The 19,885-nt window shown below is 64.8% G+C and carries 15 protein-coding genes; 7 read left to right on the top strand and 8 right to left on the bottom strand.

Annotated elements, in window-relative coordinates; translation table 11 throughout:
- Positions 1 to 102 precede the first annotated feature (102 nt).
- Positions 103 to 699, top strand: a complete 597-nt coding sequence (locus tag HNE_RS11790) for a DedA family protein (RefSeq protein WP_148205874.1) — start codon at positions 103 to 105, stop codon at positions 697 to 699.
- On the opposite strand, the gene HNE_RS11785 is transcribed toward HNE_RS11790, so the two are convergent.
- From HNE_RS11785 to HNE_RS11765, 5 genes are read right to left on the bottom strand one after another with little or no spacing between them, the layout of a single operon-like run.
- On the bottom strand, positions 656 to 1,918 hold the full coding sequence (locus HNE_RS11785) for a glycosyltransferase (protein ID WP_011647377.1): 1,263 nt from the start codon (positions 1,916 to 1,918) through the stop codon (positions 656 to 658). The two genes, HNE_RS11790 and HNE_RS11785, sit on opposite strands and share 44 nt — an antisense overlap.
- The gene (locus HNE_RS11780; protein WP_011647376.1) at positions 1,915 to 3,180 is read right to left on the bottom strand and encodes a F390 synthetase-related protein; all 1,266 of its coding nucleotides are present in this window, start codon (positions 3,178 to 3,180) and stop codon (positions 1,915 to 1,917) included. Before HNE_RS11780 ends, HNE_RS11785 begins: the two co-directional genes overlap by 4 nt.
- Positions 3,177 to 3,953, bottom strand: a complete 777-nt coding sequence (locus HNE_RS11775) for an MBL fold metallo-hydrolase (RefSeq protein WP_011647375.1) — start codon at positions 3,951 to 3,953, stop codon at positions 3,177 to 3,179. The genes HNE_RS11780 and HNE_RS11775 overlap by 4 nt, the downstream gene beginning before the upstream one ends.
- On the bottom strand, positions 3,950 to 4,918 hold the full coding sequence (locus HNE_RS11770; RefSeq protein WP_011647374.1) for an NAD-dependent epimerase/dehydratase family protein: 969 nt from the start codon (positions 4,916 to 4,918) through the stop codon (positions 3,950 to 3,952). Before HNE_RS11770 ends, HNE_RS11775 begins: the two co-directional genes overlap by 4 nt.
- Positions 4,915 to 5,910 carry a 3-oxoacyl-ACP synthase III family protein gene (locus HNE_RS11765; RefSeq protein ID WP_011647373.1) on the bottom strand — a complete coding sequence of 332 codons (996 nt, stop codon included), beginning with the start codon at positions 5,908 to 5,910 and terminating at the stop codon, positions 4,915 to 4,917. Before HNE_RS11765 ends, HNE_RS11770 begins: the two co-directional genes overlap by 4 nt.
- A 266-nt stretch (positions 5,911 to 6,176) precedes the next feature.
- On the opposite strand from HNE_RS11765, the gene HNE_RS11760 reads away from it, so the two are divergent.
- From HNE_RS11760 to HNE_RS11730, 6 genes are all read left to right on the top strand, one after another.
- Positions 6,177 to 6,563, top strand: a complete 387-nt coding sequence (locus HNE_RS11760; RefSeq protein WP_011647372.1) for a hypothetical protein — start codon at positions 6,177 to 6,179, stop codon at positions 6,561 to 6,563.
- 299 nt (positions 6,564 to 6,862) lie between these two features.
- Positions 6,863 to 9,385 (top strand): protein translocase subunit SecD, encoded by a 2,523-nt coding sequence (gene secD, locus HNE_RS11755; RefSeq protein ID WP_011647371.1) that lies wholly within the window; start codon positions 6,863 to 6,865, stop codon positions 9,383 to 9,385.
- A gap of 488 nt (positions 9,386 to 9,873) precedes the next feature.
- Positions 9,874 to 11,526 (top strand): glucan biosynthesis protein G, encoded by a 1,653-nt coding sequence (locus HNE_RS11745; RefSeq protein ID WP_011647370.1) that lies wholly within the window; start codon positions 9,874 to 9,876, stop codon positions 11,524 to 11,526.
- Positions 11,523 to 13,691 (top strand): glucans biosynthesis glucosyltransferase MdoH, encoded by a 2,169-nt coding sequence (mdoH, locus tag HNE_RS11740; protein ID WP_011647369.1) that lies wholly within the window; start codon positions 11,523 to 11,525, stop codon positions 13,689 to 13,691. The genes HNE_RS11745 and mdoH overlap by 4 nt, the downstream gene beginning before the upstream one ends.
- Before the next feature lie 158 nt (positions 13,692 to 13,849).
- Positions 13,850 to 14,245 carry a RidA family protein gene (locus HNE_RS11735; RefSeq protein ID WP_011647368.1) on the top strand — a complete coding sequence of 132 codons (396 nt, stop codon included), beginning with the start codon at positions 13,850 to 13,852 and terminating at the stop codon, positions 14,243 to 14,245.
- Between the two features lie 44 nt (positions 14,246 to 14,289).
- Positions 14,290 to 15,042, top strand: a complete 753-nt coding sequence (locus HNE_RS11730; RefSeq protein WP_011647367.1) for a TIGR00730 family Rossman fold protein — start codon at positions 14,290 to 14,292, stop codon at positions 15,040 to 15,042.
- Here the strand turns inward: HNE_RS11730 and HNE_RS11725 are convergent.
- From HNE_RS11725 to HNE_RS11715, 3 genes are all read right to left on the bottom strand, one after another.
- A complete protein-coding gene (locus tag HNE_RS11725) occupies positions 15,039 to 18,119 on the bottom strand; it encodes an efflux RND transporter permease subunit (protein WP_011647366.1) in 3,081 nt (1,026 codons plus the stop codon). The genes HNE_RS11730 and HNE_RS11725 overlap by 4 nt on opposite strands.
- 12 nt (positions 18,120 to 18,131) lie before the next feature.
- Positions 18,132 to 19,403, bottom strand: coding sequence for an efflux RND transporter periplasmic adaptor subunit (locus tag HNE_RS11720; protein ID WP_083759132.1), 1,272 nt, complete (start codon positions 19,401 to 19,403; stop codon positions 18,132 to 18,134).
- A gap of 113 nt (positions 19,404 to 19,516) precedes the next feature.
- On the bottom strand, positions 19,517 to 19,858 hold the full coding sequence (locus HNE_RS11715; protein WP_011647363.1) for a hypothetical protein: 342 nt from the start codon (positions 19,856 to 19,858) through the stop codon (positions 19,517 to 19,519).
- Positions 19,859 to 19,885 lie beyond the last annotated feature (27 nt).

Here is a 19,885-nt window from a genome sequence, read left to right as displayed (position 1 = left end):
CGCATATCAGGACAAGCCGGGACAAATCTGGGCAGGACTTGTAGACAGAAGAGGCCGTCGCGGAGATCGCGGCGGCCTTTGCTCATCTGGCCCTGGAATAACATGTCGGTTTCGCTGCTCCTGACCCTGTTCCTTGGCGCGTTCTTCGATGCGACGCTCGGTTTCTGTTTCTTCGTGTTCGGGGAGGCATTCTTCCTGATGGCGGGCGGGCTGCTGTTCAGTGAGGGGGCGATCTGGGCAGTGGCGGCCGTCTTTGCCGGGGCGTATGCGGCCGACCAGATCGGCTATCTGACCGGGCGGCAGATGCGGCCCTGGTTCAACCGGTTTGCATTGGCTAAGCGCTCGCGACGGGCGGCACTGCGCAAAACGCGGCGGTTGCTGGCGCGCCATGGGATCAAGGCGGTGGCGGTGTCGCGGCTGCTCGGGCCGATTGCCTGGTTCATGCCGCCGGTGTGTGGCAGCGCGGGGATGGCGTGGCAGCGCTTTGCGGTGGGGTCAGCGCTGGGGGTGACGCTGGGCGTGGGGATGTTTGTCGCGATTGGCTACGCCGCCGCCTGGGGCGCGGCGCGGGGCGATGTGGACGTGGAGGCCTTCATCGCAGCGCACAAATGGGCGCTGCTGGCGGGCGGGCAGGTGGTGTTCCTGATCGCGGGGGTTATCTCACACTTTGTTGGAAGCGCTCTGTTTCGGCGCGTGTGAAGGCGGCGAGATCGGCCGCGCCGTTACGGGCGCGCAGGGCGGAGACAAGGGATTGCGCGCGGGCGCGCATCTCGGGCGCGGTGAGCTGGGCCAGCAGCGTCACCATCTCATCCTCTGTCGACTTGCCGGTGATATGCGCCGGTGCCACGCCGATCTGGCGCAGGCGCACGCCGTGCCAGAACTGGTCGAGCCGATCCGGCACGATCAGCTGCGGCGTGCCCGCGCGCAGGGCCGTGTCGAGCGTGCCCGCCCCGCCATGATGGATGACGCCCGCGCAGAGGGGAAACAGTGCCGGATGAGATACATGGCCAGAAACGAAGTGGCCTTCAGTCAAATCCTGGGGCAGCTGCCCGACGAGCCCCGAAGAGATGATCGCGCGCAAACGCAGGTGGCGGATGGCGCGCAGGAGTCGGGAGATCTGTTCGCGCTCTGCATCGCTCTCGAACGAGCCGAGGCCGACATGCAGAGGCGCGGCGCCCATGCTCAGAAAGTCGAGCAGCGCCGGCGGCAGTTCATCTGGCCCCTGAACATCCAGCGACGGATACGGCATGAGATGATCGTTCGAGCGCCAATCCTCTGGCCGGCACGCAATGAGCGCGGGCGAGACGCTGGTGACGCGGGCCAGCGGCTGGCCAAGATGCCAGCGTGTGCCGCCTTGCGGGATGGGGCGCAGGTCGAGCGCGCGTCTCTGGTCCTTGAGCGCTTCGAGCATCAGGCGCTGGGCGATGTCTACTGTAAGATAGCCCGCGCGGTTCAGCCATGTGCCATGCCAGGGGCGCCACATGAGGGCGCAAGGTATTTCACGGGTCGGGCTGATGGCGGGCTGCTGGGCGCTGAGGATGTAGGGGATACCATAGGCTTCGGCCGCAACACGGGCCGGCGCGCAGATGCTGTTGCCGAGGACGATATCGGCATGTTCGGCCGCCATCAGGCAATGGGCGGTGATGTCTTCCACATAGGGCACGACCATTTCGCCCCAGTCCCGGAAGAATTGTACGGGATCGGATAATGTGCCCCGTCGCTCAGCCTCCGCGTTCCACTCATTCAGCGAGAAGGCGGGCGCCATGGCGGGCGTGACGCCATGGGCGGTCATCGTCTCGGTGTATTCGCGCGGCGCCATCAGCGTCACATCCGCGCCGCCTGCCATCAGGGCACGGGCGGTAGTGATATAGGGCATCACATCGCCGAGGCTGCCCAGCGTCTGGATCGATACTCTCATGGAATGGCGACCCGCACACGGCGCAGCTTGTGATCCGATGGCGGAAGAAGCAGGGCGGTGCCCGTGGCAATATCCGGGACCGCGCCGCAGGCCTTGAACATTGCTGCGAGGCTCGCAGACGCGGCATCCAGGCAGTCAGCTTCTTCCACCTTCAACTCCAGCAACACCTTGTTGCGCGCAATCTGCGTTACCCGGAAATCGGAGATGCGCCGGTCCGCCCGCAGCACGGCATTGCGGATCACATCTGGCGTAACGCGCACCGGCTGGCCATAGCTCGGCAGGGTGAAAATATCGTCGCAGCGGCCATGGATCTGCCTGATGGCGCGGTGGGGCGCGTGGCAGGGGCAGGGCATGTCGGTCAGTTCCAGAACATCATTCATCCGGTAGCGGACCATCACCTGCGTCTGCCGCGAAAAATCGGTGATGAGAGGCGTGACGAGGGTGTCGCTGCCTTCGACAGGCTGGAATTCGAAGGCGACCTGATCTTCCAGGAGGTGCAGCGTGCCATGCTCGCACGCGATGGCGAACAGGCCTTCGGTGGCCATGTAAATCTCGCGCAGCTTCAGGCCGAAGCGCGCCTCGATGATGCGCCGGTCTTCACTGTCGAGCACCTCCGCGCCGGAGAAAATGCGCTCTGGCGTGAGGGCTGTGCCGCTTTCAGAAAGTGCGCGAAGGAATTTGGGCGGGGCAACGATGACCGTCGGCTGAAACTCCGCCAGGGGCGCAAACTGCGCGTCGATGCCCCGGCCAAGATCAAAGAAGCGCAAGCTGAGGCGGCCGCTTTCATTGGCCGCGTCATACAGCCGGCTGTTGGCGGGCAGGACAATGGCCACGCGGTGCTTGCGGGAAAGGAAATCGGGCAGCGCGCGCGAGAGCATCGTGCCGAGCCAGCGATAGCGTTCCCGCTCCGATACGATATAGAGCCCGCGATTGCCGGATGTGCCCGTGCTTGCGCCTATGGCGTAGCCCTTGGGCGCGGTGCCCGCCTCCAGATGCGCCCAGCCCTGCACGGCAGTGAGGCCGAGGCGGTTATACCGGTCGAAGTCGGCCATCAGCGCGGCCTTGTCCATCACCGGCCAATCGCTCAGCGGCAGGCCGCCAAAGGCCTTAAAAGCGGGCACATCCGCCGCTTTTCCGGCGAGGAATTTATCCAGCCGCCGATGCTGTGCGGCGAGCAGATGGTGGCGCGTGCGCGCGGCCTTGTACCGGCGGCGGGCCTCGTAGAAGGCGGTAAGCGTCAGGACGGCGGCGCTGAGGTTCATGGCCGGTCCTCCGGGTCGTGGCAGAGGGCGAGGCGTCCGCCGAGCTCAACGAAGTTCCGGATACGGAGGGCGGTTTGCGCGGCGGCGGCGGGGTTGTCCAGGATCAGGCGCGCGGGGTATCCGGGCGAGCGGTCCTCCAGAATGGCGCGGGCGAGCCAGTCGGCATCGGCGGCGTAAAGCAGCGGCGCGACTGGGCCATTGAACAGAAAGCCGGTATGGCCGCGCATATGGCCAGGCAGAGGCACGGCAAGCACGCTGGCGTCGCCGAAGATGTCGGCCGCCGGGCCAAGCCCATGGGGCGCCTCAGCCCTCGGGAGGGTTTCAAACCGGATCACGCGCTCGCGCAGATCGTCTGGCAGGAGTTCTTTGAAGCACCCCTTGTGCGTGCGCCCGAGCCAGCCCTGATCGAGGAAATGGTCGATGGCGGCGCCATCGGCATAGAGGCGCGCCTCGGGGTAATCCTTCAGGGCGCTTACATGGTCCGCATGCAGATGGGAGAGGAGGATCGCGTTCACACGTGGCTCTGCGGCGGGCAGGGCTTCTGCTGTAAGTTTCGGGTTGAGGATTTTCGAATAGAGCCACAGCGGCAGGCTGCGCTGGCCGCGTGTGACGCGGGGCGAATAGCCCGTGTCGATGAGGCAGCGGCCGAAAAGGCGATGATCGAACCGGCCATAGCGAACCGGAATGCGCACGCCCTGCCAGCGCCCGCCCTTCAGGACCAGCCTTTCGGGCGCTGAAACGAACGCGCTGTTGGGAAATTCCGGGTGGATCATGGGGCCCTCTGCGCGAAGGTTCTCGCGAGTCCCGCCTCAAAGCAAACTCTGGGGCGCCATCCAAGCTCGCGCCCGATCCGGTCGAGGCTGAGCGTCTGGCGGAAGGCGAAGAGGCCGCCGCTGTAGGCGGTGACGGGCGGCTCGGGGCGGCCGGGCAGGGCGGCGCAGAAGGACTCGGCGGCCTGGGCAGCGGTCTTCACCACCGGCCAGGGCATCTTCCGCCAGCGGACGGTGAGGCCCACCATGGCGCCTGCGCGCTCGGCAACCATCCTGATGGAGAGCGCTTCGCCCCCGGAAACGTTGTAGATTTGCGACGGCGCCGCGCGGGCGCGCAGGGCGGTGATCGCCGCGTCTGCCACGTCGTCAATGTAGGTGAGGTCCGTTGCCGCGACGCCGCCGCGCATCAGGGGCAGGGGCCGGGTGGCCGCAGCGCGCAGCAGGCGGGGCAGCAGGGCGGTGTCGCCGGGGCCATACAGGCCGCGCGGGCGCAGGATGATTGGGGAGAGATCCGGCACGGCGAGGACGAGGCTTTCACTGGCGGCCTTGGTGGCGGCATAGGCGTTGACCGGGGGCGGCAGGGGTATGTCTTCGCGCACGGCGTCCTGATCGGCGAAGCGGAAATAGATGCTGGGCGAAGAGATATGCACGAAGCGGCGGACGCCCGCTTCCAGCGCCAGAAGCAGCGCGCGGCGCGTGCCGGTAATGTTGGCGCGCTCGAACGCGGCGCGCGTGCCCCAAGGCGAGGACAGCGCGGCGCAGTGGATGAAGCCGGTGGCATCAAGCGCGGGGAGGGCGTCGTCAGAGGACAGATCAAGCGCGTGCGTCTCCGCGCCGGCCTCGGCCAGCGCGGCGAGCTTTGCGCGGTCGCGGCCGAGCGCGATGACGCGTTCGCCTTCAGCCAGCAGGCGGTGGGCAATTGCGCCGCCGAGAAAGCCCGTGGCGCCGGTGATGACTGTGCCGCTCATGCTTCGAGGGTTGCCCCGCCAATGGAGACGCCGGCCGAGGTGCCGATCAGCAGCACCTTGCTTCCGCGCGTGATGCGGCCCTCGCGGCGGGCGGTGTCGAGCGTCATGGGGATGGAGGCGGCGACGAGGTTGCCGGTTTTCTGAACGGTGGAGACAACGCGGTCGCGGGCAAAGCCGCATTTGCGGATCATGTGTTCCAGCGCCAGAGGGCTCGCCTGATGGGGGATGACGAGGTCAACCTCCTCCTGGCGCCAGCCCGCACGGGCGAGCAGGCGATCAATGAAGGCGGGCAGTTTGGTGCGGGTCAGCTTGAACAGGGCGTGGCCGTCCATGCGGAAGAAGGCGTTGGCCTCGAAGGCGTCGCGGTTGGTATGCAGATCATAGCGGGTGCCGCCCGCGGGCAGGGCGCAGAAATCGTAACCCTCCGCCCAGGTTTCGAGGGAGATATCGCGCAGGTGCAGGCCGGTGGCTTGCGCCGGGCCGAGGATGAGGGCGGCGGCGCCATCGCCGAACAGCGCGGCGGTGGCTGGGTCATCCGCCCAGGGCAGGGCGCGGGTGGCGATCTCGCTGGCGACGATCAGCACATGGCGCGCGCGCCCGGCGGCGATGTAAAGCGCGGCGACTTCCATGGCGGCAACGGCGCTGAGGCAGGTTGCGTTGATGTCAAAGGCAGGCGCGGCGCAGTGGCTGAGGCCCAGCTCGCGCTTGATCAGCGTCGCGGTGGAGGGGATCGGCTGGCGGCCCACCGCGGAGGCGAAGAGGAGGAGATCGATGTCAGCCGCCTCAAGTCCGGCATCTGCCAGCGCCAGGCGGGCGGCGTCCACGGCGAGGCTTTCCTGCGTTTCGCCCTCGGCGATCACCGGGCGGGTGATGACGCCGCTGGCGCTTTCCAGCCAGCCGGACGGTTTGCCGAGGCGCGCGTCGATCTCGGCGGAGGGCAAGGCTCTGCCACCTGCGCGGGCGCCTGTACCAAGGAGAGCTGCGTTCAACATTCCGGGCCTCGTTGCTTTCCCGTTGCTTCAATAAGTGAGTGTTTACTCACAAATGCAAAGGCCGTCAAGCGGGAAGATTTCAGCTTTCTGCATTGTGAGGAACTGTCAGGTTTCGGGCGCAGGCCGGGCTGCGCGAGGCCATGAGGCGCGGGTCGGGTGGGAAAACCTGTCATGGGAGGGCCGGACCGGGTGAAAGAGGGATTCGCTGTTCTTGAGGCTGACGTTTTCCTATGGCGCAGTGGCAGGACAATGTCTAAATAAGCGCAATGACCCGCAGACTGGCCCCCACAGGAACGCTGCATCCGAGAAGCCTGCTGATTGCAGCGCTCGGGTTCGTGATGCTTGTGGCGGCGGCGATTTCTTCGGGCAATCACGCCACGCAGCCGGTTTTCTCGGTCGCTGAGGCGAGCCAGGGCGCGGCGCAGGTTTCTGATGCCGTGCTGCCCAAGGCTGACCGCGACCAACGCGCGCGCCTCCAGATGGTGCCGTCTGATGGCGATGATGTGCCGTCTACGGTGTTTGCGGCATTGCCGGGATATTCGTTCCCGCCTGCGGCCCAGAAATCGCTGCCGGACCCGCCGTTCGGCGCGGACGCAACGCCCAGTCTTTCAACACGTTTTTCGGCGCCTCGCGCGCCGCCGCTCTCCGCTTGATGCACGGACCCGCTGCGCGCGATGCGCAGCCTGCCGTTCATCCCGATCAGGTGTGATCTGCCGTTCCCCCGTGGCAGATCCCTGGCCGGGGCGGAGACCTTTCTTCCACGCACAACATACCCCTGTAAGAGACATTGCATCCCTCCATGTCTCTGCCGTGCGTGAGGCCTTCGCCCCGGCCCCTTATCGGATGAACTGACAGCCAGACTGCGCCCGGCCGGATTCCGGCCCTGTGCGCGCGATCACCGGCCGCCATACGCGATGGCCTCCGGTTTCAGGCATCCTCAAGGAATTTCCGCATGCGTACCACCAGAACGGTACTGGTAACCTATATTCTTATCATCCTGATCGGGCTGCTGGCGGCCCTGCCAAACGTGCTGTCGCCGCAGCAGATTGCGGCCATGCCCGACTGGCTGCCCAAGAAGCAGATCACGCTGGGTCTCGACCTGCGCGGCGGCTCGCATCTTGTCCTGGAGGTAGACGGCCCGGCCTTGCTGGCTGACCGGCTGAAATCCCTCGCCGCCGAAACCCGCACCCTGATGAGCACCGAAACCGTGCGCGGCAAGGTGGAGGTGACGGGCGACACGGTGGTGGCACGGATCACCGATCCCGATGGGCGCAGCCGTATCCTCTCAAGGCTGCGCGAACAGGTGACGCAGGTTCAACAGGCCGGGTTTACCGGTTCGGTGCCTGACATCCTCATCCAGCCGAAGGGCGATACGATCACCCTGTCCCTCTCCGAGGCGGGCACCGCAGACCGCATCAACCAGGCCATCGGCCAGAGCGTCGAAATCGTGCGCCAGCGGGTCGATCAGGTGGGTGTTGCCGAGCCGACCATCCAGCGCGTCGGCGCCGACCGTATCCTCGTCCAGCTGCCCGGTCTGCAAGACCCCACCCGCCTGCGTGAACTGCTCGGCTCCACCGCGCAGATGTCTTTCCACATGGTCGCGCCGGAAACCTATGGCGGCGAAGTGCCCGATGGCGTCACCCTCCTGCCGGACACCAAAACCGGCGCGGAGATGCCCATCTATGACCGCGTTGCCCTGAGCGGCGACCGGTTGTCCGATGCCCGCTCGGGCTTTGATTCCCAGACCAACGAGCCCATCGTCACCTTCCGCTTCGACGCGGCCGGCACAAAACAGTTTGCCGAGATCACCAAGAACAATGTTGGCAAACCCTTTGCCATTGTTCTGGACGGAAAGGTGCTGACCGCCCCGGTCATCCAGGGGCCGATCCTTGGCGGCTCCGGCCAGATCACCGGCGACTTCACGATTGAAGAAACCGCGATGCTCTCCGCCCTCCTGCGGGCAGGCGCCCTGCCAGCGCCGCTGACCGTGATCGAGGAGCGCACGGTGGGGCCAGACCTTGGCGCCGATGTGATCAGCATGGGCCTCTACACCGGCCTGATCGGCTTTGCGCTGGTCGTCGCGTTCATGACCCTGCTTTACCGGGGCTGGGGCCTGATCGCGAGTTTCGCGCTGTTCCTCAACGTGGCCCTCACCCTTGGTATCCTGACCTTCATGGGCGCCACGCTGACCCTGCCGGGCATTGCCGGCATCATTCTGGGCATCGGCATCGCGGTGGACGCCAATATCCTGATCAACGAGCGCATCCGCGAGGAAAGCAAGAAAGGCGTCAGCGCCCTCGCCGCGCTCGACCGGGGGTTCAACATTGCCTATTCAACCATCCTCGACGCCAACATCACCACGCTGATCGCCACGGCGCTGCTGTTCATGTTCGGCTCCGGCCCGGTGAAGGGCTTTGCCGTCACCATGATCGTGGGCACGGGTGTGTCGCTGTTTACAGCGGTCACGGTGGTCCGTGTCCTGATGACAGCCTGGGTGCGCCACCGCCGCATCAAGCGCATCGACATCGAGCCGCTGTTCCGCCTGGTGCCCGACGGATCGAAAATCTCGTTCATGAAGGCGCGCTATTTCGGCATCGCCACCTCCATCCTGCTCTCGATTGCCTCCATCGGCCTCTTCATCAATCCGGGCCTCAATTACGGCATCGACTTTACCGGCGGCATTCAGGTGGAAATCACCACGCCGGGAGAAGCCAACCTCTCCCAGCTGCGCGCTGAACTTGGCGAGCTGGGACTGGGTGAAGTCGCCCTCCAGCAGATCGGCGGCAAGGATGACGTGCTGATCCGCATCCAGCGACAGGATGGCGGCGAGGCGGCCCAGACGGCGGCGGTCAATACCGTGCGCCAGACGCTGAGCGAGATCGATCCGGGTATCTCGGTGGAGCGGACCGAAGTGGTCGGGCCGAAAGTGTCCGGCGAGCTTGCCCGCAACGGCATGATCGCCGTCGGCCTCGCGAGCCTGGCGATGCTGTTCTATATCTGGTGGCGGTTCGAGTGGAACTTCGCCATCGGGGCAATCGTCACCCTGGCGCTGGATACGACGAAGATGCTCGGCTTCTTCGTTCTCTTCGGGCTGGACTTCAACCTCACCGCCATCGCCGCGCTGCTGACCTTCATCGGCTATTCGGTGAACGACAAGGTAGTCGTCTATGACCGGATGCGGGAGAATATCCGCCTGGCCAAGCGCTACGATCTGCGAACGGTCATCGACACCAGCATCAACCAGGTGCTGACCCGGTGCATCTTCACCTCGATGACGACGCTGCTGGCCATCGTGCCGATGGCCATCTGGGGCGGCAATGCGGTCGAGAATTTCGCCTTGCCGATGGTGTTTGGCGTGCTGATCGCCACCATGTCCTCGATCTTCATCGCCGCGCCGATCCTTCTGCTGCTGGGAAATCTTGCCCAGCGCCACCAGCATGCCGGAGCGGTTCAGCCTGACGCCCCCGTCAGCTGACCCTTCGGCGGGGAGCGCCGCCCGCCCGCCTGTCCTGGCGGCGCTCCCCTTTTTCTTTCGCAGGTGCGTCCGCCCCTATCGGCGTTTTGCGCGAGGTTTCGGCCCGCGTTTCACCTGCCGCGCGAGTGACTGGTTTTTAGGCGGGGCTGCGGTCATTCCGATCATGACAGTCCTGCAACAGAGACAGGGTGCGTGAGCCACAAATCCGCCTTTGGTTTGCCTCAATCTCATGAAAAACGGACCCTGTTTGCCCTCCCATCTGACACCGTGCCTCAATTGTCCTTCCAATCTGCCTTGACGGTGTCGCCGCTGAACGCGGTGACCCATTTTGATGGGCAACCAAATGCGCACACGTTCGTTAGGCAGGTCAGGGCTTGCTGCACTGCAAGAAACGGCTTCCGGATTGCCGGAAGGGGTGATGGTACAGGGAGTAACAAGGCTTGAGGCACTTTTCAGGCGTCTCTTTCAGGATCGTTTGCGGCTGTCTCATGGCCGGGCTTCTGATATCGAGCTGTTCGCCGTCTGCTGATCCGGCCCCCGAAGCGCCGGTCAAAGCCACTGTCGAGGGTGATCCTGCGCTCAATGCTGCCAAGGCGGCTGAGCCAAAGCTGGCCGCAGCGCCCGAAGCGGTTGTCGAAACGCTGAGCCCCGAAGCGGCCGCAGCGCTCGCCGCGTCCGAGGAAGATCCGTCTGCGGCGCCCGCGCCGCCGGTCACGGCAGAGTTCGACTTTGAAGACGTGCGCCGCAAGGCAGAGATCCTTGCCAGCCGTCCGTTCCAGACCCCGCCGGGTATTCCCAAAGAGGCCGGCGCGCTCAATTATGATGCCTACCGCCGTATCCAGCTTCACCAGGACGCGGCGCTCTGGAAAGACACCTCCGACAAGTTCCGCATCCTGCCGGACCCGCGCGGCTATCTCTTCAACTACGCCATTCGCCTGAACTTCGTGGAAGAGGGCAAGGAAGTTTCCCGGCCCTATTCGCCCGAGGACTTCAATTTCTTCGATCTGCCGCTCTCCGATGAAGCCAAGCAGCTGCTCGGCTTTGCCGGCTTTCGCGTCGTCACGCCGCTCAACATTGCCGGCAAGTGGGATGAGCTGATCAGCTTCCGCGGGGCGAGCTTCTTCCGCGCGCTGGGCGCGGGCAATCTCTACGGCGCCTCGGCGCGCGGCATCTCCATCGGCACCGCGTCGCCCGAAGGCGAACAGTTCCCTTACTTCCGGGAGTTCTGGTTGCAGAAACCGGCGCCGGGCACCGATACGATCCGCATTTACGCCCTGCTCGATGGCGAGAGCATCACGGGCGCTTACGAGCTTTCGGTAACGCCGGGCGTTGAAACCAAAATGCAGATCACGGCCGCGCTGTTCCCCCGCAAGGAACTGGCCACGGTCGGCATTTCGCCGCTCACCTCGATGTATTTCTTCTCGCCCCACGACATCCGCAAATTCCAGAATGACTTCCGCCCGGCGGTCCACGATTCTGAGGGTCTCTCGATCCAGATGTATAATGGCGAGTGGGTCTGGCGCCCGCTGTTCAATCCCAAGGCGTTGCAGGTCTCGGTGCTGGCAGACCGCCCGCCGCTCGGCTTTGGCCTGGTTCAGCGCAAGCGCGCGTTTGAGGATTATTCAGACATCGAAGCGGGCTATCACCATCGCCCGACCGTCTGGGTACAGCCCAAAGCGGGTTGGGGAGAGGGCGAGCTGACGCTGGTCGAAATCCCCACCGGCAACGAATATAACGACAATATCGTCGCTTACTGGAAGCCGAAAACACCCTGGCAGCCCGGCACGGCGTATACCGTTTCCTATGACATGAAATGGAGCCTGCTGACTTCATCCGTGCCGGATGTGGCGACGGTGAAGAACACCTTTGCCGGGGTGAAACCCGCCGCGACACAGCAGCTGTTCGTGATCGACTATGAGCAGATCCCTGCGGCCCTTCTGGAAGGCGTTGAAGCCGAAATCACGACATCGGCCGGCAAGGTTCTCAATCCCATCATCAAGACCAATCCAGAGACCGGAAATGTCCGGCTCAGCTTCGAACTCGAAGCCCAGAATATCGAGGTGGCCGAGCTTCGTGCCCTGCTCACCAAAGGGGGAAAGCCTATCACTGAAACCTGGCTCTACCGTTGGCGGAAGGAATGACCTTGCTGCGTGCACGTCCCACTGAGTTTCCGATCGATATGCCGAGCCAGACGCTTGGCCGTTCCGTTGCCGTATCCGCCCGCCGGCCGACCTCCGGCATGTGGCGCAAGCTTTTCATCCTCGTCTCGTCGCTGGCGCTGACCGCCTGGGCCACATACGAGATGCACGAAGTGCTCTCGGTCTCCGGGCTGACGCTGCTCGAATGGGCGCTGCTGGCGATCTTCGCGATCAACATCGTCTGGGTCTGCTATGCCTTCGTCAACGCGACGATGGGCTTCTTCTCCGCACTTGGGTCTCTGATGAAGAAGCCGCGCGGGGACGCCGGGCCGGACCTTCGCAACACGCGCACCGTGATTGCCTTCCCGATTTATAACGAAAGCGTCGAACACATCTTTGGCACCGTTCTGGCCACGGCGCAGATGATGTCGGGCGCGCCAGGCCGGTTTGACTGCTTCATCCTCAGCGACACGACCGATCCTGATGTGGCGCTCGCCGAGGAAGCCGCCTTCGAGCGTATCCGCCAGCAATCGCCCTCGGATGTGCGCGTCTGGTATCGCCGCCGCACGATCAACCATCACCGCAAGGCGGGCAACATCCGCGACTTCGTTACCCGCTGGGGCGGGCGCTACGATTACATGATCGTCTATGATGCGGACTCCTACATGGAGCGCGACACGCTGCTCGAGCTTGTGCGCCAGATGGAAGAAGCCCCCCGCACCGGCCTCATCCAGACCATTCCGCAACTCGTCGGGGCCGAGAGTCTCTTTGCCCGTATCCAGCAATTTGCCGCCGCCCTTTACGGGCCGGTGCTCGGCCATGGCATTGCCTGGTGGGCACAGAAGGAAGGCAATTTCTGGGGCCACAACGCCATCATCCGTGTGCGGGCGATGGCATCGGCTGCCGGTCTGCCCGAACTGCCGGGCCGCGCGCCGTTTGGCGGACATATCCTCAGCCACGACTTTGTCGAAGCCGCGCTGCTGCGCCGGGCTGGCTGGAACGTTGAAATCAAGCCCGCGCTCAGCGGCTCGTTCGAGCAGGGCCCCCCCACCATCATCGATCTGGTCATCCGCGACCGCCGCTGGTGTCAGGGCAACATGCAGCACATGCTGGTGCTGCTGAAGACGCGTGGCCTTGCCTGGACCAGCCGTTTCCACCTGATCACCGGCATTTTCTCCTACCTCTCTTCGCCGCTCTGGCTGGTGTTCATCACCGTCGGTATGGCCCTGTCATTGCAGAACAGCTTCATGCGCCCGTCCTATTTCGGCGATGGCTTCTCGCTGTTCCCGACATGGCCGGTCATCGACTCCGTGCGCGCGCTCAACCTCTTCATCGTCACGATGGTGATCCTCTTCGCGCCGAAGATTTACGGCCTCATCTATGGCCTCATCAGCCCGCTCTGGCGCCGTCAGGTTGGCCTCTTCCGCACCACGCTGGGCGTTGTCACCGAAACGCTGCTCTCGGTCCTGATCGCGCCCATCATGATGGTCACCCAGACCAGCGCCGTCATCTCCGTGCTGACGGGCCGGGACTCCGGCTGGTCGCCGCAGAAGCGCACCGAGGATGGCTATTCCTTGATGGCCACGCTGCGCCACAGCGCCCCGGCCATGACACTCGGCGTGGTCCTCTCCGTCGCCGCCATGATTATCTCACCGGTCTACGCCGCCTGGCTCGCCCCGGCGACGATCGGCCTGATCCTCTCGGTGCCGCTGTCCTACTGGACCGCCAAACGCTCCGCCGGCCAGGGGTTCCGCAAGGCCGGCGCGCTGGTTTCCCCGGCTGAAGTTGTATTGCCCGCCTCCTTCGCCGCTGCGCAGGAAGCTCAGCACGTCTTCGCCGATCTGCGCCCCGGCGATCTTTACTCGCTCCTGCTTGACCAAGTGAAACAGCAGCGCCGCTGCGCGCTCGTGGATACCCACTGGTCGCTCGCCCGGAACGAGGTGCACACGCCCCTCGCGCTCGCCCGCGCCCGCACCGAGACTGCCGAGTCGGCTGCCGAATACGTCGCCTCGCTCAGCAAGGGCGAGAAGATCGCGCTGCTCAACTCCTGTCGCGATCTGGCATCCGTCAGCTCTGTGTTTGCATCCTCCAGCCGCCCGCTCAGCCCCAGCGTGCAGAGCGGCGGCCACCTGATGCCCGCAGGGACTGCCCACGACCGCTCCGCCTGATAAGGGGCGCCGCCGCTGTCTTAAATTGTGCGGCGGTCATTGGCCCACGATCGCCAGCCATTTAAGGCAAGGCATCTGATCGCATTTAGCGGAACCCTTCTTATATGTGCTCCTCATCTCCAAGCGCCCGCGGGGCGAGCTTCTGATAGGATCGCGACATGATCAAAAACGAACCCATCTTTCCAGCCGACCGCCATGCTCTTTACGAGCAGCACAGGTACTCTGCGGCGATCCGGTCGGGTGACCTGCTTTTCGTCTCGGGTCAGGTTGGAAGCCGGCCGGATGGTTCACCCGAACCCGATTTCGCCAAACAGGTGCAATTGGCGTTCGACAATCTTCTGAGCGTGCTGGAAGCGGCAGGCTGTAGCCTGAGCGACATCGTCGATGTCACCACGTTTCACACCGACCCCGAGGCCCAGTTCGGAACCGTCATGGAGGTTAAGAGCCGCGTCTTCCCTCAGCCGCCCTATCCCAACTGGACGGCTGTCGGTGTCACCTGGCTTTCGGGTTTTGACTTCGAGATCAAAGTCATTGCCCGCTCTCCTGCAAAGTAGAATGACCTGAGAGGGGCTCCCTCTAAGGCAGAAGGGAGGCTCCCATGGCCGCAGACGATCAACCCGAACATCCGGTCTACAAGCTGGCCGCGCTCGACCAGGAGTTCATCCTGGGCGACTCCATGCGCGGCGCCCGCTTCATGATGGAATACGCCAAGGCCGAGGAATTTCTCCGCCGCGAGCGCGTGCGCACCACCCTCGTCGCCTTCGGCAGCGCCCGCATCCGCGAGGATGGCAACCCCTGGCAGGCCCGCACCTACGCCGCCGCGCGCACCTTCGGCCGCATCGCGTCAGAGCGTGGGGGCGCCCTTTGTGAAGATGGTCAGTGGCGGGACAATGTCATCGCCACAGGCGGCGGCCCCGGCATCATGGAAGCGGCCAATCGCGGCGCGCGCGACGCCGGTGCCGTCACCATCGGCTTCAACATCCAACTCCCCCATGAGCAGGCGCCCAACCCCTACATCACCTCGCAGCTCAGCTTCCAGTTCCACTATTTCGCCATGCGCAAGATGCATCTCGCCATGCGCGCCCGCGCCCTCGTCATCTTCCCCGGCGGCTTCGGTACGATGGACGAGCTGTTCGAACTCCTCACCCTCAGCCAGACCGGCAAGGGCCACCACATGCCCGTCGTACTTTACGACCGGGACTTCTGGACACGGATCATCAACTTCGAAGCGCTCGCTGACGCCGGCGTGATAAGCCCCGACGATCTCAAACTGTTCGAGTTCGCCGATGATCCGGAGGAGGCTTGGGAAAGCCTCCTCCGTCTCGGTCTGGAAGTGCCACCAAAGCCCTAGGCCGGCGCCTCCGCTTTGGGCGCAAACCAGCGGTGCAACGCGGGCAACACCAGCAGGGTAAGCAGCGTTGAGGTAACGAGCCCGCCCATCACAACGGTTGCCAACGGCCGCTGCACCTCAGCGCCAACGCCGCTGGCAAACAGCAGCGGCGCGAGGCCAAGCGCGGTGGTCAGCGCCGTCATCAATACGGGCCGCGCGCGCAGGCCCGCCGCCTCGATGGCCAGCGCGTCGGCCGGGCGGCCCTTGCGCGCAAACGCGTCCATGAAGCTCACCAGCACCATCCCGTTGCCCAGCGCGATGCCAAACAATGCAATGAAGCCGACCGTTGCGGGCACAGACACAGGAAGCCCCGCAATCCACAGCGCCAATGCCCCGCCTGTCAGGGCCAGCGGAATATTGATGAGGATCAGCGCCGCAGACGCCAACCGCCCGAATGTCAGCAGAAGGACGATCATCACGATGCCGAGCGCCACCGGAATGACGAGGGCAAATCGCGCATTGGCCTGCTGCTGCAACTCGAACTGCCCGCCCCATTCCATCCGGTAGCCCGGCGGAAGGGTGAGGGCCGCCCCCGTCGCGGCCTGTGCCTCGCCCACATAGGACCCGATGTCCCGGTCGCGCACATTCAGCTGCACTGTGATGAACCGCTCGCCATTCTCGCGGGTGATCTGCCGGGGCCCGGTCACCTCGCGGATGCTGGAAACCGATTCCAGCGGCACGCGCGCCCCGCTGTCTGCGCGCAGCACGATGCGCCCGATGGCGGCTGCGTCGCTGCGGCTCTCCTCGGTATAGCGCACCATCACGGGAAACTGCCGCACGCCTTCAAACACGGCCCCCGCCTGCGCCCCGCCCACGCCCGTCCGCATCGCTTCCAGCGCGTCATTCACGCTCAGCCCATACCGGCCCAGCGCCACACGGTCGGGCGAGACCACCAGCTGCGGCGCGCCGGTGATCTGATCGGCCTGAACATCGCTGGCCCCGCGCACGTCCTGGAGGATCGTTTGCAGTTTCTGCGAGGTCTCAAGCAGAACATCCGTATCGGGACCGAATATCTTCACCGCCAGCTGCGCCCGCGTACCGGTGACGAGTTCATCGACAGACATGGCAATCGGCTGACCCACACTCACCTGCACGCCGGGATAGGCGCCCAGATTGTCGGAGATGGCGGCGCGCAAGTCATCCGGTGAAAACCCCTTGCGCCATGCGCTTCGGGGTTTGAGGGCCACGAAGCTCTCCGACGAGTTCACCGGGTCGGCATGGGCGCCCACCTCGCCGCGCCCGATGCGGCTGACAACTGACTCCACCTCTGGAAATGCATCGAGCAGCCGCTTCTCGATCCGAGTGATCGTTGCCGCCGCCTCAGTCAGCGAGATCGACGGCGCCATGGTGATGCGCATGACGATGTCGCCTTCTTCCAGCGCGGGCTGAAATTCGGACCCAAGCTGCGTCATCGCCGCGCCTCCTGCTGCCAGAAGGCCCACCGCCAGAGCCACAGCCGCAATCCGCCTGCGGATGAAGAAGGCCGCCACCGGCTGGACGATCCGGCCCGCCCGGTCAGGCCCGGTGCTCGCGACGCGCTTGCTTGGCCGCATCAGGCCAAACGCCAGGGCTGGCGCCACAAGCGCGGCATAGATTAGCGAGCCGAACATCGCCAGCGCTGCCGCAGCAGCAAGCGGCCGGAAGGTTTTTCCCTCCACGCCCTGCAACGCAAACAGCGGCAGGAACACGATGATCACCACCGCCACGGCGGCAATCAGCGGCGCGATCACTTCTGCGGTCGCCCGCGCCACGATCGCCTGCGCGGTCTCGCCTTCTGCGCGTTCGCGGAAGCCCCGGTCAACATTCTCTGCAATCACGATGGCCCCATCGACCATCATGCCGATGGCAATTGCCACCCCGCCAAGCGACATGAGGTTTGCCCCGATGCCCAGGACCTGCATCGCAATAAATGCAAACCCTACGGAGAAGGGGATCGACATCACCACAACAAGGCTCGGCCGCCATCCGCCCAGAAACAGGAAGATCAATGCCGCCACCAGCAGCGCGCCTTGCCACAGCGCCGTGGTCACTGTCGCCGCAGCTTTCTCCACCAGCGTCCCCTGATCGTAATAGGGAATCGCCGTCACGCCCTCGGGCAGCGTCTCGTTGATTTCGTCAAAACGCTGCTGGGCGCGCGCGATCACGTCTGAGGTGTTGGAGCCATAGAGTTTCAGGACCAGCCCGGCGACCACTTCGCCCTGGCCATTGGCGGTCGCCAGGCCCTGGCGCACGCCGCCGCCAAGCGCGACCTCGCCCAGATCGCCCACGCGCACGGCGCGCCCGTCCTGCGTCGTCACCGGCGTCTCTGCCAGATCTTCCAGCGTGCGCGCCAGTCCTGCCCCGCGCACGGTAAACTGCTGCGCGCCGCTTTCGATGTATTGCGCGCCCTCGGTGCGGTTGCCCGCTTCCAGCGCGGCCATCACATCGCTGAGGCTGATGTCATGGGCAATCAGAAGGTCGGGGTTCAGGCGAACCTGATATTCCTTCTCATAGCCGCCAAGCGTCAGAACCTCGGTAATTCCGTCTACGGACTGGAGTGGGTACTTGATCATCCAATCGGCAATCTCGCGCATCTCGGTCAGGCTGCGCGTGCCGGTTTCGTCTTCCAGCCGGAAATAGAGGATGATGCCGAGGCCGGTGGAGATCGGCCCCATCTTCGGCGTGCCAAAGCCCTCGGGGATCGCTTCGGAGGCTTCTGCCAGCCGCTCGCCGACGACCTGCCGGGCGAAGTACATGTCCGTGCCATCCTCGAAATAGAGGTTCACGACGGAGAGCCCGAAATTCGATGTCGAGCGCATGGACTGCATCTTCGGCAGGCCAGACATCGCCGTCTCGATCGGGAAGGTCACATACCGCTCCACCTCTTCGGGTGAGAGCCCGCCCGTCTCGGTGAACACCTGAACGAGGGAAGGCGAGGGATCGGGAAAGGCGTCCACGGGCAGGGCGCGGAAGGCAAACAGGCCCCCCAGCGTCAGCGCAAGAACAGCGATGGCGGCCAGCAGGCGTCCGCCCGCAATGTGGTGCATCAGGGATGTCATGTGTGCCGCCTCCTAATGCGCGTGGCCGTCGCCGAACGCGTCTTTTTCCAGCTGAGCTTTCAGCGTGAAGGCGCCCTCGGATACGTAGCGGTCGCCGGTCTCAAGGCCGGATCGGATTTCGGCATAGCCTCCGGCCTTGCCGCCGGTTTCAACGGCGCGCGATTCAAAGCCGTCCTCGGTTGGCACGAACACCGACGGTGTCCCCTCCACCTCCACGATGGACCCTTCAGGCACGCGCAGCACCGCCGCGCTTGTCCCCGCCGCGATCTCCGCCGTCACGAACTGGCCGGGGCGCAGCCGCCCGTCCTTATTGTCGAGGATCACCCGTGCCGTCGCCGTGCGGGAGGTTTCCTCGATCAGTGGCAAGATGAGACCGATGGTGCCTTCGGCGGCGATGTCGCCCGTCTCCAGGCGCAGCGTCACAGCCATACCCTCGCGCAGGCGGCCATAGTCATTCTTGTAGACGGCAATATCGGCCCACAGCACGCTGGCGTCCGCGATGACGAACAGCGGCGCGGTCACTTCCGTGGTCACCATGTCGCCCAGGGAGAGGTTGCGGCGCACGATAGTGCCGCCAATCGGGGCAAGGATAGATGCGCTGGCGAGGCCTCCATCGGGCGCCTCCACCATCTTCTCCAGCGCGCCGTCGCTGACGCCGACGGCATGCAGCTTGTTCTCCGCGGCCTTGCGCGCGGCCTCTGCGGCAGCCACACCCGCGCGGGCGGCTTGCAGGTCGGCTTCCGGCGTCACCCGGTGCTCCCATAGCCGCTCCTCCCGCATCAGCGTGTCGCGGGCGAGCATTTCGGTGGAGGCGGCCGTCAGATAGTCCGCCTTCAGGCCCGCCAGCTCCCGGCTGCGCAGCACTGCCAGTGTCGCGCCCTTGCGTACAACGGCGCCCTCGCGCGCCTCCACGCGGGCGACAATGCCCTCAAGGCTCGCCGTCACATTGGCGATCCGGTCTGCATCAAAGCGGATTTCAGCGGGCAGTTTCAGGGTTGAAGGCAGCGCGGCAAGCTCGGCCGCCGCGATCACGATTCCGGCGTCACGGGCCGCCTCGGCAGACAGCTCCACATGGTCGCCCTCGGCCTTTTCATGGCCGTGGTCATGGTCGTCCTCGTCCCCGTGATCGGCGTCCGCGTCTGTCCCGATCTGTCCGGCTTTGTCCGCCTCATGGGCATGATCTGGCGCGGCCTGACCGGCCGTGTCCGGGTCTGCCGCCCCGCAGGCAACCAGCACGAACGCCAGCGACGCAGCGCCTATCAACCTATTGATTTTATTAAACATACTGCCCCGCAAAAGCAGAGCCCGCGCCCGACAGGCGCATTCGATCTTGAAAGACAACGTTTTTTCCTCGGATTGATCCAGAACCGGCCAACAGGCCGCGAAGGTTCAATGGATCAGCCGCGAGGGGGCCTGTAAGGGCCTGCCTTGGCCAGGTAAATCAGCGGTTCTGCCGTCAGCACAGCCTCGGCCGGGGCCACGCGTTCCGCCGTCAGATATGGCTCGGTTTTGCTGCCCATCCAGTGGAAATGGCAACTCCCGCAGCCATGGGCCTCTTCGCAATGGTCGTCGTCGTGCTGATGCGTGTCAGCCGATGCTATCTCATTGTGAATACGGGAGATTTCAGCATGCGCGTCGGGCCGCTCAGACGCCGCCAGGGCAGGCGTCGCCACCAGCGAGGCCACCAGAAAGGCGGCAACAAGGCTGCGAAGCCAAAGGATGAGACGAGCCGGGCGCATGCCCCTGCTTACTGCAAACGGTTTGCA

Origin of the sequence: Hyphomonas neptunium ATCC 15444 (assembly GCF_000013025.1) — a bacterium.
Taxonomy (GTDB): Bacteria; Pseudomonadota; Alphaproteobacteria; order Caulobacterales; family Hyphomonadaceae; genus Hyphomonas; species Hyphomonas neptunia.
Note: the sequence above shows the minus strand (reverse complement) of the source record. Positions and strands in the feature narration are given on the sequence as shown.

Excerpts from the sequence above, each read along its gene's own strand:
- HNE_RS11790 (WP_148205874.1), top strand. The coding sequence starts at position 103 with ATGTCGGTTTCGCTGCTCCTGACCCTGTTCCTTGGCGCGTTCTTCGAT.
- HNE_RS11785 (WP_011647377.1), bottom strand. The coding sequence starts at position 1,918 with ATGAGAGTATCGATCCAGACGCTGGGCAGCCTCGGCGATGTGATGCCC.
- HNE_RS11780 (WP_011647376.1), bottom strand. The coding sequence starts at position 3,180 with ATGAACCTCAGCGCCGCCGTCCTGACGCTTACCGCCTTCTACGAGGCC.
- HNE_RS11775 (WP_011647375.1), bottom strand. The coding sequence starts at position 3,953 with ATGATCCACCCGGAATTTCCCAACAGCGCGTTCGTTTCAGCGCCCGAA.
- HNE_RS11770 (WP_011647374.1), bottom strand. The coding sequence starts at position 4,918 with ATGAGCGGCACAGTCATCACCGGCGCCACGGGCTTTCTCGGCGGCGCA.
- HNE_RS11765 (WP_011647373.1), bottom strand. The coding sequence starts at position 5,910 with ATGTTGAACGCAGCTCTCCTTGGTACAGGCGCCCGCGCAGGTGGCAGA.
- HNE_RS11760 (WP_011647372.1), top strand. The coding sequence starts at position 6,177 with ATGACCCGCAGACTGGCCCCCACAGGAACGCTGCATCCGAGAAGCCTG.
- secD (WP_011647371.1), top strand. The coding sequence starts at position 6,863 with ATGCGTACCACCAGAACGGTACTGGTAACCTATATTCTTATCATCCTG.
- HNE_RS11745 (WP_011647370.1), top strand. The coding sequence starts at position 9,874 with ATGGCCGGGCTTCTGATATCGAGCTGTTCGCCGTCTGCTGATCCGGCC.
- mdoH (WP_011647369.1), top strand. The coding sequence starts at position 11,523 with ATGACCTTGCTGCGTGCACGTCCCACTGAGTTTCCGATCGATATGCCG.
- HNE_RS11735 (WP_011647368.1), top strand. The coding sequence starts at position 13,850 with ATGATCAAAAACGAACCCATCTTTCCAGCCGACCGCCATGCTCTTTAC.
- HNE_RS11730 (WP_011647367.1), top strand. The coding sequence starts at position 14,290 with ATGGCCGCAGACGATCAACCCGAACATCCGGTCTACAAGCTGGCCGCG.
- HNE_RS11725 (WP_011647366.1), bottom strand. The coding sequence starts at position 18,119 with ATGACATCCCTGATGCACCACATTGCGGGCGGACGCCTGCTGGCCGCC.
- HNE_RS11720 (WP_083759132.1), bottom strand. The coding sequence starts at position 19,403 with ATGTTTAATAAAATCAATAGGTTGATAGGCGCTGCGTCGCTGGCGTTC.
- HNE_RS11715 (WP_011647363.1), bottom strand. The coding sequence starts at position 19,858 with ATGCGCCCGGCTCGTCTCATCCTTTGGCTTCGCAGCCTTGTTGCCGCC.